Annotated in this window: 16 protein-coding genes; 1 reads left to right on the top strand and 15 read right to left on the bottom strand. The window is 32.9% G+C overall.

The window, feature by feature from the left end:
* Nucleotides 1-47: 47 nt before the first annotated feature.
* From P7F85_RS12125 to P7F85_RS12140, 4 genes are all read right to left on the bottom strand, one after another.
* On the bottom strand, nt 48-116 hold the full coding sequence (locus tag P7F85_RS12125; protein WP_424556447.1) for a type I toxin-antitoxin system Fst family toxin: 69 nt from the start codon (nt 114-116) through the stop codon (nt 48-50).
* A 178-nt stretch (nt 117-294) separates the two neighbouring features.
* Nucleotides 295-1497, bottom strand: a complete 1203-nt coding sequence (locus tag P7F85_RS12130) for an ABC transporter permease (RefSeq protein ID WP_002466377.1) — start codon at nt 1495-1497, stop codon at nt 295-297.
* The gene (locus tag P7F85_RS12135) at nt 1490-2176 is read right to left on the bottom strand and encodes an ABC transporter ATP-binding protein (RefSeq protein ID WP_002466413.1); all 687 of its coding nucleotides are present in this window, start codon (nt 2174-2176) and stop codon (nt 1490-1492) included. The genes P7F85_RS12130 and P7F85_RS12135 overlap by 8 nt, the downstream gene beginning before the upstream one ends.
* Nucleotides 2173-3303: an efflux RND transporter periplasmic adaptor subunit gene (locus P7F85_RS12140; RefSeq protein WP_015365424.1), complete on the bottom strand. Its 1131-nt coding sequence runs from the start codon at nt 3301-3303 to the stop codon at nt 2173-2175. Before P7F85_RS12140 ends, P7F85_RS12135 begins: the two co-directional genes overlap by 4 nt.
* A gap of 233 nt (nt 3304-3536) precedes the next feature.
* Here P7F85_RS12140 and P7F85_RS12145 point away from each other — a divergent pair, with 233 nt between their 5' ends.
* Complete coding sequence (locus P7F85_RS12145; RefSeq protein ID WP_002466386.1) at nt 3537-4193, top strand: YIP1 family protein; 657 nt, start codon at nt 3537-3539, stop codon at nt 4191-4193.
* A gap of 59 nt (nt 4194-4252) precedes the next feature.
* Here P7F85_RS12145 and P7F85_RS12150 read toward each other — a convergent pair whose 3' ends face one another.
* The 11 genes from P7F85_RS12150 to rpmH all read right to left on the bottom strand — a co-directional run bounded on the left by P7F85_RS12150 (nt 4253) and on the right by rpmH (nt 12991).
* On the bottom strand, nt 4253-4831 hold the full coding sequence (locus P7F85_RS12150; protein WP_046464468.1) for an NDxxF motif lipoprotein: 579 nt from the start codon (nt 4829-4831) through the stop codon (nt 4253-4255).
* Between the two features lie 83 nt (nt 4832-4914).
* Entirely contained in the window at nt 4915-5484 is a 570-nt protein-coding gene (locus P7F85_RS12155) for a helix-turn-helix transcriptional regulator (protein WP_002466381.1), read from the bottom strand.
* A 240-nt stretch (nt 5485-5724) separates the two neighbouring features.
* Nucleotides 5725-6264, bottom strand: coding sequence for a TetR/AcrR family transcriptional regulator (locus tag P7F85_RS12160; protein ID WP_002466380.1), 540 nt, complete (start codon nt 6262-6264; stop codon nt 5725-5727).
* On the bottom strand, nt 6230-6625 hold the full coding sequence (locus tag P7F85_RS12165) for a DUF3147 family protein (protein ID WP_002466371.1): 396 nt from the start codon (nt 6623-6625) through the stop codon (nt 6230-6232). Before P7F85_RS12165 ends, P7F85_RS12160 begins: the two co-directional genes overlap by 35 nt.
* 16 nt (nt 6626-6641) lie before the next feature.
* Nucleotides 6642-7001, bottom strand: coding sequence for a DUF3147 family protein (locus P7F85_RS12170; protein WP_002451542.1), 360 nt, complete (start codon nt 6999-7001; stop codon nt 6642-6644).
* Between the two features lie 190 nt (nt 7002-7191).
* Nucleotides 7192-8031 (bottom strand): nucleoid occlusion protein, encoded by an 840-nt coding sequence (noc, locus tag P7F85_RS12175; RefSeq protein WP_002451543.1) that lies wholly within the window; start codon nt 8029-8031, stop codon nt 7192-7194.
* A 42-nt stretch (nt 8032-8073) separates the two neighbouring features.
* Entirely contained in the window at nt 8074-8793 is a 720-nt protein-coding gene (gene rsmG, locus P7F85_RS12180) for a 16S rRNA (guanine(527)-N(7))-methyltransferase RsmG (RefSeq protein ID WP_002466393.1), read from the bottom strand.
* Nucleotides 8793-10670 (bottom strand): tRNA uridine-5-carboxymethylaminomethyl(34) synthesis enzyme MnmG, encoded by a 1878-nt coding sequence (gene mnmG, locus P7F85_RS12185; RefSeq protein ID WP_002466384.1) that lies wholly within the window; start codon nt 10668-10670, stop codon nt 8793-8795. The genes rsmG and mnmG overlap by 1 nt, the downstream gene beginning before the upstream one ends.
* A gap of 81 nt (nt 10671-10751) precedes the next feature.
* Nucleotides 10752-12131 carry a tRNA uridine-5-carboxymethylaminomethyl(34) synthesis GTPase MnmE gene (mnmE, locus tag P7F85_RS12190; protein WP_002466383.1) on the bottom strand — a complete coding sequence of 460 codons (1380 nt, stop codon included), beginning with the start codon at nt 12129-12131 and terminating at the stop codon, nt 10752-10754.
* 152 nt (nt 12132-12283) lie between these two features.
* A complete protein-coding gene (rnpA, locus tag P7F85_RS12195) occupies nt 12284-12631 on the bottom strand; it encodes a ribonuclease P protein component (RefSeq protein ID WP_002466372.1) in 348 nt (115 codons plus the stop codon).
* Nucleotides 12632-12853: 222 nt separating this feature from the next.
* Nucleotides 12854-12991: a 50S ribosomal protein L34 gene (rpmH, locus tag P7F85_RS12200; RefSeq protein WP_000240855.1), complete on the bottom strand. Its 138-nt coding sequence runs from the start codon at nt 12989-12991 to the stop codon at nt 12854-12856.
* Between the last annotated feature and the right edge of the window lie 729 nt (nt 12992-13720).

Here is a 13720-nt window from a genome sequence, read left to right on the forward strand (position 1 = left end):
CTGGCTATTATCGCCTATTTTGTCTTATTATTACGTGTATGTAGCCACTACGTATATAGTGCAACAATACAACTACTAATAACTGTGATTATGATGTGAACAAGAGCTTCGATCATATGATATGCACTTCCTCTCTACGTCTGATTTGACGCCTGAGAGTTAGACGACTTTTATATTATAGTACCTATATTATATGAACTACAGACAACTTCTGATTAATAAAATTGGATTAATATCTTAATAATGATAAAAAGCACTCGTACTTCAATAGGTACGAGTGCTTTATGATGTTTACTATTTAATAATATCAATCAATTCTTTTTTAGAAGCTGCTCTAGCTGGGATCCAACCGAAGACTATACCAATTAATGTGGATACGCCCACTGCTAAGATGACTGACCCGAGACTGACGGAACTCTTAACCATATCTGGTGTTGCTAAGTCGACAAGTGTGGCAATAATAATACCGAGTATCAGTCCGATAATACCACCGAGTAGACACAACACAACACTTTCTACTAAGAATTGGATTTCGATATCTCGACCTTTGGCACCAAAGGCACGTCGTATCGCAATTTCCTCTGTCCGTTCGGTTACAGAAATATACATCACATTCATAACACCGATTCCGGCAATAAATAATGAGATACCCGCCACAGCTGCGACGAAGTAGGTGATCATATCTAATACTTTGCCAATACCTTTCATCATATCTTCATTATCCGCAAAACTATATTGGCCATCAGATACGCCTGTCCCTTTTTTGTTCAGCTCTTTTTCAACTTTTTTACCCACATCTTTCTTATTTTCACCATCATTAACAGTTACTAATAGTTGTGGCGTACCTTGAGATAAGTTGCTCATATAGTGATTCGCTGTTTTAGTTGGCATTTGGACCACGGATTCAAGTGGCATACCACTCGCGTCTTGACCACTTGCATCACCAACACCAACCACTTTAAATCCTTCACCATTAATATAAATGGATTTGCCAACAGCTGCTTTCGCATTGTGGAATACCTTTTTCGCCACTTTACTATCAATCACAACGACTTTCTCCTGTGTATCATTATCATCTTTCGTAAAACCATGGCCTTCATCGACCCCTGACACATGAGAAGCCTTTTTTAAACTGATTTCACCACTACCATGTGTATTCGTTACTTTGGCAGAGTATGTACTATCTTCGCTTTCTTTAATTTTTGCACTTTTGACACCCTTAACTTGTTCTACAACGCTAATATCTTCTTGTTTAAATGGATTGTCTTTCGGTGCGCTCATGTCTTGTGTCATATACGATATCGATGCCTGATTTTTACCTGCACCGGCATCGTCAAACTGTTCTGTTGTTGTTTTTTTAAAACCATTACCTAAGGCCATAATCGTGATCACGGCCGCTATACCGATAATAATACCAATCATCGTAAAGATATTACGACGCTTATTTTTTAAAATAGAGCGAAAGGCGACGGATAAAATATTAGAAAAATTATTCATGCGTCAGCACCTCTTCCTCTTTCACACGACCATCTAAAATATGAATAATACGATCAGCTTTATTCGCTACCTCACGATCGTGCGTTACCATGATCATAGTTGTTCCTTTTTCTTTATTTAACGACACAAACAAATCCATAATATCTTTTGATGTCTTAGAATCTAATGCCCCTGTTGGCTCATCGGCAATGATAAATTTAGGTTCATTAATAATCGCTCTCGCAATCGCGACACGTTGTTGTTGTCCACCTGATAATTTATTAGGAAGTAAGTCTTCCTTCTGATGTAGACCAACATCTTCCAATCCTTTTAACACTTTGGCTTTACGGTCTTTACTACTCATTCCATTATAAATAAGTGGAATACTGACATTTTCAAGAATGGTATTATTTTGAATTAATTTAAAGTTTTGAAACACAAATCCTACCGTATGATTTCGTATCGTTGCGAGACGATTATCTGATGCTTTTTTATAATTGTCACCGTTAAAAAGGTAATCGCCTTCATAACCACGGTCAATAAAGCCTAGAATATTAATTAATGTACTTTTACCTGACCCTGATGGCCCCATAATGGCGATAAATTCACCTTCATCAATATGAATATCAATATCTTTTAAAATATGATTCGTTTCGTCTCCATTTTTGAAATGTCGATTGATTTTTTTCAATTCAATCATGATGACACCTCAACTTTTTCTCCATCATTTAAATTACCTTTAGGATTTTTGATGACTTTATCACCAGCTTTAAGTCCTTTTTTCACAATAATTTGGCCATTGTTGCGGTCGATTTTAATATCACGTTTGTGAACTTTATTATTTTTATCTAATACAAAGACATCGTTATCTTTTGTTAAAACATCGTTAGGTAGTTTTAAAGATTTTAATGGAATTTTCGCGTCCATTGAGAACCCTGAACGTACTGGAATATCTAAATCACCAATAATGACATTGTATTTAGATGTATCGCCTTCTTTGCCACCAGACGGATTATTTACCGTTGGATTTGAAGCTTGTGCGGCACTACCACCATCTTGACCTTCGTCACCTTGGCTACCTGCACTTGCTTGTGCACCACTTGCTTCACCACTAGCGCTATCATCATAACTGGTTGGTAATTCATCTATTTTAAGAATCTTACCTTTACCTTTTTTGCCATTACTATTAACTGTGACATCGACTTTGTCACCTTCTTTGATTTTCTCAACATCAAACTCCGTGACGGTTGATTTGATTTGTGGATTGTCTGAAATAAGCTGTAAGACAGGTTGACCGTCGCCAGCATCTTCGCCATTTTTAATATTGACCTTACCATCAAATGCTGCATAAATACTATCATTCATTTGTTTGTCATGTTGTGCCAGTTGTTGTTGGGCTTCGTTAAGTGAACTTTGATCTTGTGTCAGTTTAGATTGAAGCTCATTATTGTTAGGACTTTGGTTGATTTTTTGATAATCATCATTCACTTGGTTTTGCGCTTGATCCACTTTGTTTGCGAGTTGTTGACGCTTACTATTGTTCGTATCATAACTTAGGAGACGATCCCCTTGTTTGACCTTTTGACCGTCATCAACGGCTGGACTCTGGAATGTGCCAATTTGACTATTGTTATTATATGTTTTGACCGATTTCGGAGATGCCTTCCCCTCTAGACTAATCGGTGTTTCTTTCTTAACTGTATATGTATCGTAACCTTTACTATCTTTATTACCAGAGCCTGTTGTCTGTTTCACGATGAACGCTGCAATAACTAGAAGTAGAATGATTGCCACGCCGATAATACTCCATAATATGTTTTTCTTCATGTCCTATGCTCCTTAAAATGTATTATATTTTGCATGATAACATACTTTAATTATTATATATATTTAATTTAAGGAGATTTAAGCTTATTTTAAGTTTGATAATAATGAAAAAGTTTTTGTATTTCTTTTACTTACTCTATTTTTTATACTTATTTAAAATAAAAATTGATATTTTAAAAATTATTTAACAATGTTATTCTGTTATTAAAATAACAATAAGGGGAGATACATATATGGAACAAACGAATACAACACAACCTGAAGCATCACAATCTAACTTACCTTTTGTAGACCATTTTAGAAAGATACGACAAAATCCAAAATGGCTTGTAAAGTTAATCATATTTATTGTTTTAGCAATTATTATGAGTTTCATGTTAAGTAAACTCCAATTGACACCTGATACTATGAAGGAGAATGGCATCAATAACTCGAATAAAACAACCGTAATGACTATTACAATAATATCTGGTATATTTGGAATTTTATTTAGTTCAGTGATTGCATTCTTAATTTTCTTAGTCATTTCAAAAATATTTAAATCTGATGTTAAAACAAGTAGCCTTATTTCTGCTACTTTATCCTATTCAATCATTATTAATATTTGGACTTTAATTGTATCCGCTATCCATTTATTATTTGGCATTGATTTCTTTGATTATAAATTAGACAGTTTAAATATATTTAATAAAGGTAATGCCTATTTAGCAAATTTCAATTTAACTAACTTATTAAAAGCATTCTTAACCGGTGTACTTTATTACGCTACTAGCCATCTCTCAAAGAAAGCATCTATTATTCTTGCAGTAGTTGCCTTAGTATTAATTATTGGCTCTGGCTTAATTGGTGCAGGTATGCAGGATTCTATGCAAGGTTTATCTGGCATGTAATCAATATTAAAAATTCCCAGAACCGCTTCGGAACTGGGAATTTTATTGATTATATTGAATTACTTTTCAAATGCTTTTGTTTCAATATCTTTATCTTTTAAGAACTTTTCTACTTTCTTCTGTTGTTTACCATTCACTTTATCTTTATATTTTGAATTTAATTTATCGATTTCTTTTGTATCTTTTTTATCTAACTCTTGTAATTTTGAAGTTAATTGATTTAAATATTCATTGGTTTCCTTGATATATTTTCCTGTTAATTCAGTGCCCTTTTTATATCCTTTTGGTAACTCATTTTTTCTAATATAATCTTCAAAGTTTTGGTCATTTTCTTTAGACATATGTTGTAATTTATTTAGTTTCTTTTTATCTTTTTTATTGAGTTTAGTTTCTGAGCCTAAATCAGTAATATTGTCTGCTAAATCCTTATTCGTATTTAAGTATGTCTTAATACTATTCTTTAATTCCTTTTCAGATAATTGCTTATTCGATTGTTGATCTACAAACACTTTCTTAGGTATAGGTGGTAACTTTTCATCGTCATTTTTATTTATCTTTTCATGATCATCGTGTCCGGAACATGCTCCTAATATCAAAAATGACGTAAGTAATATCGCTGTTAGCTTTTTATAACGCATGCAACCATCCTTTATATTATATTTATTATTAAAATATATGCTATCAAAGGGTTTTTAAAATGTAAAAATATTTTCTATTTCACTTATAAAAATTTAAAAGCTAAATAAATACTTAGCATTCCTATTACTCCATAGCCACCACTTACTAAAATAAAGATGATAATATCAGTTATGACTGCTCTTCGTTTACTAACATTTACTTCATTAGGATCTTTTCCATTCATAAAAGCAACAATTCTATCATAATTATCCATGCCATTTTTATATTTAATTTTATCAACATTTCCACCTGCAAATATCCCGACCAAATACAATAATAAAAATATAGCAAAGCCCCACCAACTTAAAAAAACAATTAAGGGTCCTAATAATATAAGTGAACCTATCAGAAGTATTAACATTATATACGTCCAAAAATCAAACTTCTTTTTTACTAACTCTCTTTGCTCCATATGAATTTCTCCTTGAACTAGATCATCCAGTGACACATTGAATAACTCACACATCATTATTAAATTATGGACATCAGGATAACTACGTTCATTTTCCCAATTCGAAATAGTTTGTCTAGATACATATAGTTTCTCAGCTAAATATTCTTGAGAATATCCTTTATTTTCACGGCATAATTTAATTTGATGGCTTATATTCATGCTTCTGTCTCCTTAATTTTCTAGTTAAAAAGTATTTCACTTTTCTTTAAAGTGATACTCATATAGAAACGTTTTCTTTAAAATAAAACTACCAAATTTGATTTACATTTTCATTAATTGTTCTGTCAAAATGTTTTTACACCTTGTCATAACAGTATTTGAAAGACTTACCTTAGACTACCTTTATATATTATTTCAAAATAAAAACGCTCCTTCTTCAGGAACGCTATCGAACTTTAACTATACTTCATATGCTTTTAATATCATTTTTAACATTTTCTCAATATATGCTTCTGTCAGAGACTGCGGTTTGATTAATATATTGAAGTAGATAGGAGAGAATATGATATCAATGAATAAATCTTGATTGTCTTCTTCGATATGTTGACTAATGATGGATTTTAAAATCGTTCTATTATGTTCAAAGTAATCTCTCATAAATTTTTCTCGTGCTTCTGTCTGTTGATTACTTATCAATATTTCAATAACAGCACTTCCTAATGGGGTCTTATAGATTTTCATAACTTTAATTAGGAAATCATATAGATTATCAAACAGATTATCATATTCTGGTTCAATGATTCGTGATTGATCTACAAACATATCTACAATCATTGACTCTTTGTCTTTCCAACGACGATATATCGTTGCCTTAGAAACACTTGTATTCTCTGCAATTTGATCTATCGTCATATTTTTAAAATGTGTTGTTTCTAATAAACGATTAATTTCTTCATAAATTTTTTTATTTACTGTTGGGTCTTTCGGTCTTCCAGCCATATTTTTCCCTTCTTTTACGTGCTACGTACTCCACGATTTCAAATATTATAAATGCACTTACAAACCATACTATAAATCCAACAATAATGCTAAGCAACCACATATGTGTTACGTTGAGCATTGCCCATGTTGCTAATATACTAAACAGAACGCCAGTCATACCAAAGACTGCTCCTCGACTCACATGCATTGCCACTTTGTTACCATATTGCATTCCAGAAATGCACATAGATACTAAAAATACTGCCGGGAAAGTAGCAAATATTCCTCCGAATTCTTTCCAAGGAAGTACCACTGAGACGATATAACTAATTAATACTGCTAATCCACCAACTAAAAATTTAATAATTGTTAATTTCATTAAAATGTACCTCCTTTTATATATGTCTTACTACAAAAATCGCCACAGAAATCACAAGCCAACACAATATGGCAAATACTGTACCACTTTTATAGTCTTTCTTATAAATAAAAATTGAGGTAAAAAATACAGTTAAAATACACGATATAATGCCTACTATCGCGCCTGTACTTAAATGCATAGACATTTTAATGAGTTCATCGCCCTCATGATCTATGGTTAATGCTATCACTGCTGCTAAGTAGACTGCGGGCATTGTAGCTATAATACCACCTAGTTTACCGCCAACTTTCTCTGCCATAATTGATGCTAAAGCAACCGCAAATCCACCGATTACAAAATGAAGTATCGCACTTGATATAGATATTCCGAACACAATAATCCTTCTTTTCTAATTATTAAACGAAACGTTTCGTTTACTTTTAGTGTAAAACGCACTTTATCAATTGTAAACAATAAAATCAATAGACCTAATTTTCTAATTATTACTTAGCTAGTTTGAACTCTCTATAAATATTAAATCATAATAAAAACTCCTTTCATCTCAATGACAAAAGGAGTGCTACTTACTTCTTATAAATTCTGATTTTAATTTCATAATAATCATCGTGATCTCTATCTTTTTGTTCAACGTGTAAGCCAGATTGTTGTATTGCTTCGATACTTTTACCTACTTCATCTCTTGCTTGCGTTACATCTTGTGAGAATTGGAATGACTGTGCTTTAATTTTTTCAGGTCCTGTCTTTTGACGTACTTTATCTTCTGTTTGTTTCACATTAAGCTTTTGAGCTATGACCTGTTCAATTAATGCTTCTTGATCCTCCTCGGATAATACGAGTACAGCACGTGCATGTCGTTCAGTAATCTTACCTTCTCTTAATCTTGTAATGACTTTAGGTGCTAATTTTAGTAAACGTAGCTTGTTAGCAATGAAACTTTGGCTTTTACCTAAACTTTTCGCCAACTCACTCTGTGTCACATCACCAAGTTCAAGTAGCTTTTTATATGCTTCCGCTTCTTCTACTACAGATAAGTTTTCACGTTGAATATTTTCAATTAATGCAACCACTGCAGTTTCTTCATCATCCATATCTCTGATAATGACATCTGCTTGAGACATATTTAAAGATTGCATTGCTCTAAATCTGCGTTCACCTGCAATGATTTCAAACATATCTTCTTCAATAGGTCTTACTACAATAGGTTGTAATAATCCATGCTCTTTAATTGATTCTGCAAGCTCATGTATTTTACTTGGTTCAAATACTTGTCTAGGTTGATAACGATTAGGTACGATACGTTCAATATGAATGGACTCAACATTATTATTTCGGTCTTCTTCAATAGAACCCATGATGTCATCTTTGTTTTTTAAACCAAATAATTTTGAAAAAGGTTTCTTCATAATCCATTCGCTCCCTCTCATTCATTTCTATATCATCATATCTTACTTCTCAAGTAAAGGAGATTTATTGGGTGTACCTGGTTTTCTTGGGTATTTCTTAGATGTTTGTCGTCGTTTATCAATGACAATCATTTGTCTTTCTCCCGCTTCTTCTGGCAATTCAAAGTTAAAGGTTTCTTTAACATTACCACCTAATACATTAATTGCAAATTGAGCTTCGTCTAACTCTTCTTCACCTTTAGATGATTTTAAAGCTATGAATTGGCCACCTTTTTTAACTAAAGGTAGACACAATTCACTTAGTACAGTTAGACGCGCAACAGCGCGGGCAGTAACGATATCGTAAGACTCCCTGTAGTCTCCCTTACCAAAGGTTTCTGCACGATCATGCACAAAACTCACATCTTGGAGACCTAAAGCGTCCGCCAAATGATTTAAAAATTGGATACGCTTATTTAATGAATCGACTATTGTCACTTTCAACTCAGGGAAGATGATTTTCAATGGAATACTTGGGAAACCTGCACCTGCACCCACATCACATATTGATAATGAACCCTTAAAGTCATAATAGAAACTTGGTGTGATTGAATCATAAAAATGCTTTAAATACACTTCATGTTCATCCGTAATACTTGTCAAATTCATCTTTTCATTCCATTCAACAAGTAACTGATAGTATGTTTGAAATTGTTCTTTTTGAGTGTTCGATAATTCGATGTTGTTTTCTTTTAGTTTCTCAGATAGCCATTCTATACTCATTATTGATTCACCCTTTGAAGTTTTCCTTGTTCTAAATATACAAGTAAAATTGAAATATCAGCTGGGTTAACACCAGAAATTCTTGAAGCTTGCGCAATATTTAGTGGTTTAACTTCTGCTAGTTTTTCTCTAGCTTCTGAAGCTAAACTATCAACTTTACTATAGTCTAAGTCTTCAGGAATTTTCTTTTGTTCCATACGTTTTACTTTTTCAACTTTTTGTAATGATTTATTGATATAACCTTCATATTTTGTTTGAATTTCAACTTGTTCTTCAACTTCTGAAGGTAATTGATGATCTTCTTCCAAGATTTCTAATATCGTATCATATGTCATTTCAGGTCTACGTAATAAATCGATAGCTAATATACCATCTTTAAGTTTAGAACCACCATTTGCTTCGATCACTGATTGTGTATGGTCATTTGGTTTGATACGGATATCTGTTAATCTTTGGATTTCATCTTTAATTTGTTGACGCTTATGATTAAACTGCGCATAACGTTCATCTGAAATTAAACCTAGCTCATGTCCTAAATCTGTAAGACGTAAGTCAGCATTATCATGACGTAATAATAAACGGTATTCTGCACGTGATGTTAATAAACGATATGGTTCATTTGTACCTTTTGTCACTAAATCATCGATTAGTACACCAATATATGCATCGGAACGACTTAAGATTTTCTCTTCTTTACCTAATACTTTACCTGCTGCATTAATACCAGCCATAATACCTTGGCCAGCCGCTTCTTCATAACCTGACGTACCGTTAATTTGGCCAGCAGTATATAAATTCTTAATCATTTTAGTTTCTAGCGTCGGCCATAATTGAGTTGGAACAATTGCATCATATTCAATGGCATAACCTGCACGCATCATGTCCGCTTTTTCTAATCCAGGTATCGTCTCTAACATTTGTCTTTGAACGTGTTCAGGTAGACTTGTTGATAATCCTTGAACGTATACTTCATTAGTATTACGTCCTTCTGGTTCTAAGAATAATTGATGACGTGGTTTATCATTGAAACGTACAAATTTGTCTTCGATTGATGGACAATATCTTGGCCCTGTACCTTTAATCATTCCAGAGTACATTGCAGATAAATGTAAGTTGTCGTCAATCACTTGATGTGTTTTGTCGTTAGTATAAGTTAACCAACATGGTAATTGGTCTAAAATATATTCTGTTGTTTCATAACTGAAAGCACGTCCTACATCATCGCCAGGTTGGATTTCAGTTTTTGAGTAATCGATTGTTTTAGAGTTAACACGTGGTGGTGTTCCTGTTTTAAAACGTACCACCTCGAAACCTAATCCTCTTAAATTATCTGCTAATGTGACAGATGGTAATTGGTGGTTTGGACCACTGGAGTACTTCATGTTACCTAAGATGATTTCACCACGTAAAAATGTACCAGTCGTAATAACCACTGCTTTAGAGCGATACTCTGTACCGATATTTGTACGTACGCCTTTAACTTCGTCATCTTCAATAATTAATTCATCTACCATACCTTGCATAATATCTAAGTTATCTTCATCCTCGATAACATTCTTCATCTCTTGTTGGTATAGCACTTTATCAGCTTGTGCACGTAATGCTCTAACAGCTGGTCCTTTACCTGTATTTAACATACGCATTTGGATATGCGTTTTATCTATTGTCTTAGCCATTTGGCCACCTAATGCATCAATTTCACGCACAACAATCCCTTTAGCCGGGCCACCTACTGATGGATTACATGGCATAAAGGCAATATTATCTAAATTGATTGTTAACATTAATGTTTTAGCGCCACGTCTTGCTGATGCTAAACCTGCTTCAATTCCAGCATGGCCTGCACCAATTACAATTACATCATATTCTTGAACCAATTGTTGAACCTCCTTATTAAACATTCATCTATTTGTCTGAGAAATATACCCCTACTGGATTAACTTCCCTATTTATATTCGCTATTTACCTAAACAGAATTGACTAAATAACTGATCAATTAATTCATCACTTGCAGATTCGCCAATAATTTCACCTAAAATCTCCCAAGTGCGTGTTAAATCGATTTGTACCATATCCATTGGTATACCTGATTCGGCTGCATCAATCGCATCTTGGATTGATTGTCTCGCTTGTTTAAGTAATGAAATATGGCGCGAGTTAGATACATAAGTCATGTCTTGGTTTTGAACATCTCCACCAAAGAATAAATCTCTGATTTGTATTTCTAATTCATCGATACCTTCTTGTTTTAACATAGAAGTTTGGATTAGTGGTGTGTCACCAATCATTTCTTTAACTTCATTAATGTCTAGATGTGTTTCTAAATCTGTTTTATTGATAATTACAATTACATCTTCATTTTTAACAACATCATATAACGTTTGGTCATCTTCCGTGAGTGCTTCATTATTATTCAACACAAATAAGATTAAGTCAGCTTGACTCAGTGCTTTACGTGAACGTTCAACACCTATTTTCTCTACTATGTCTTCAGTATCTCGAATACCTGCTGTATCTACTAAACGAAGTGGTACACCTCTGACATTAACATATTCTTCTAATACATCTCTTGTAGTACCGGCTACTTCCGTTACAATCGCTTTATTATCTTGAATAAGGTTATTTAGCATTGAAGACTTACCTACGTTTGGTCGGCCTACAATAACAGTGGAGAGACCTTCTCTCATTATTTTACCCTGTGCACCTGTTTCTAATAGTTGATTAATTTCTTGTTTGATATTTTTAGATTGTTGTAATAAGAACTCTGTGGTCGCATCTTCTACATCGTCATACTCTGGATAATCGATATTTACCTCAACCTGAGCAAGTATCTCCAATATTGACTGACGTTGACGTTTAATTAAATCACTTAAACGCCCCTCTATTTGATTCATCGCTACTTTTGAAGCACGATCTGTCTTAGAACGAATAAAGTCCATTACTGCTTCTGCTTGAGATAAATCAATTCTTCCATTTAAGAATGCACGTTTTGTATATTCACCTGGTTCAGCCATTCGAGCGCCATGCGTCATTGTTAATTCTAATATGCGATTGATAGTTAAAATACCGCCATGACAATTGATTTCAATGATATCTTCTCTAGTAAATGTTTTAGGTGCTCTTAAGACGGAAATCATGACCTCTTCAACTGTCTCATTTGTTTCTGGGTCAATAATATGACCGTAATTTATTGTATGTGAATCAACTTCTGCTAATGGTTTCTTACCTTTATATAGTTTATCTCCAATTTCAACTGCTTGTGGACCAGAAAGTCTCACAATACCAATCGCACCTTCGCCCATTGGCGTTGAAATACTAGTAATTGTATCAAAGTCCATTTTTAGGCTGGCCTCCTTATTCAAGTAAATTTTCAATATTATATTGTAAATTGTTTCATTTCAAAAAGCTATTATCTTGTTCGAAATACATAGGTTAGACTTCGGGTTGTATGAAGTTAGACTTACGTACGTCTAAAACTAGCTCCCCTACCCTATTGAATTTTCTTATTAAATACTTTAGCTATTTTAAGTACATGTTCTAAACTACCTTGAATTTCTAAAGTGGACATTTTTTTAGCTGGTTGTCTTGCAATCACAATAATATCTTTCGTTATAATATCTTGTTTATGAACTTTAAAGTTTTCTCTTATCGCTCTCTTAATTTTATTTCTAGTAACAGCGTTACCTAATTTTTTTGAAACGCTAATTCCTAAGCGAAAATGTTCTTGTTCTTTATTATCATAGGTATATACTACGAATTGTCTATTTGCGACAGACTTTCCACTTTTATATATTTTTTGAAAATCTGCATTCTTCTTTATACGGTACGCTTTTTCCACCAAACATCACTCGCTTATCAAATTCTCTTACCTTAGTATTATAAACCATCTAAAATTTAACTAAAAATAAACCAGCATTTATATTGAAAACGCTGATTTCAGTCAAAAGTTTTTCTCTATCATCTATCAATTAACCCATTCAACAATACGTTTGATCGTTAATGTTTGAATAAAATTACTGTATTCAAAACGAAAAAAAAGACCACTGATGAGTCAGTGATCTTATGCAGATAAAACTTTACGGCCTTTACGACGACGGCGCGCTAAGACTTTACGGCCATTTTTAGTGCTCATGCGTTTTCTGAAACCATGAACTTTACTATGTTTACGTTTATTTGGTTGATAAGTACGTTTTACCATGTAAAAACACCTCCATCTTTATTAAGTTATCTAACATCTCCAGGATCAAAGCCCTGTTAAATTTATAGATAGATAATTGTTAAAGTGTGTAACTATTAATATAATAGCAACAAACTTATACATAAGAGATTCCTCTTATTAACTGACTGCTATAAGAAATTCTTGGTTTAATATACTTATTATCTAGTCATATTTCAAGCAACTACTACAATATAACAAATTACTACTTATAAAGCAAGCTCATTTTAAATTGATTCTTCCATATTACTATCAAACCAACCATCCCCATTTTACCTATCGTTATATTATATATTCATTTTTCATACAGCTTTATAAATTATTTCCCAAACTGTTATACTCCCCGTTTTTAAACGATTATGAATATTGTGCGAAGTTATCCACTTATCAACAAAGAATCTTATTTAATTTGTGGACAATTACGTTGATATTCACAAGTTTCCACAGCTTTTACGAACATATTCACAGTCATTTGACATCTATATTACTGAAAAAGTATAATTGTGTGGATAAGTCGTTTAATCATTGATTTTATAAGGATTTATTTATTAGATTTATATACAAATTGGCTGTGCATAAATCATAGTGTGCTTTAAGTTATCCACTGTCTGTGATTAACTTGTGGATAATTATTAACATGCTGTGATTATTTTTATCCACGGGTGTTATTTTTGTGTATAACTAAAAAATTTTGAGAAAGATGGAGTTATT

Source organism: Staphylococcus sp. aM (genome assembly GCF_052975125.1).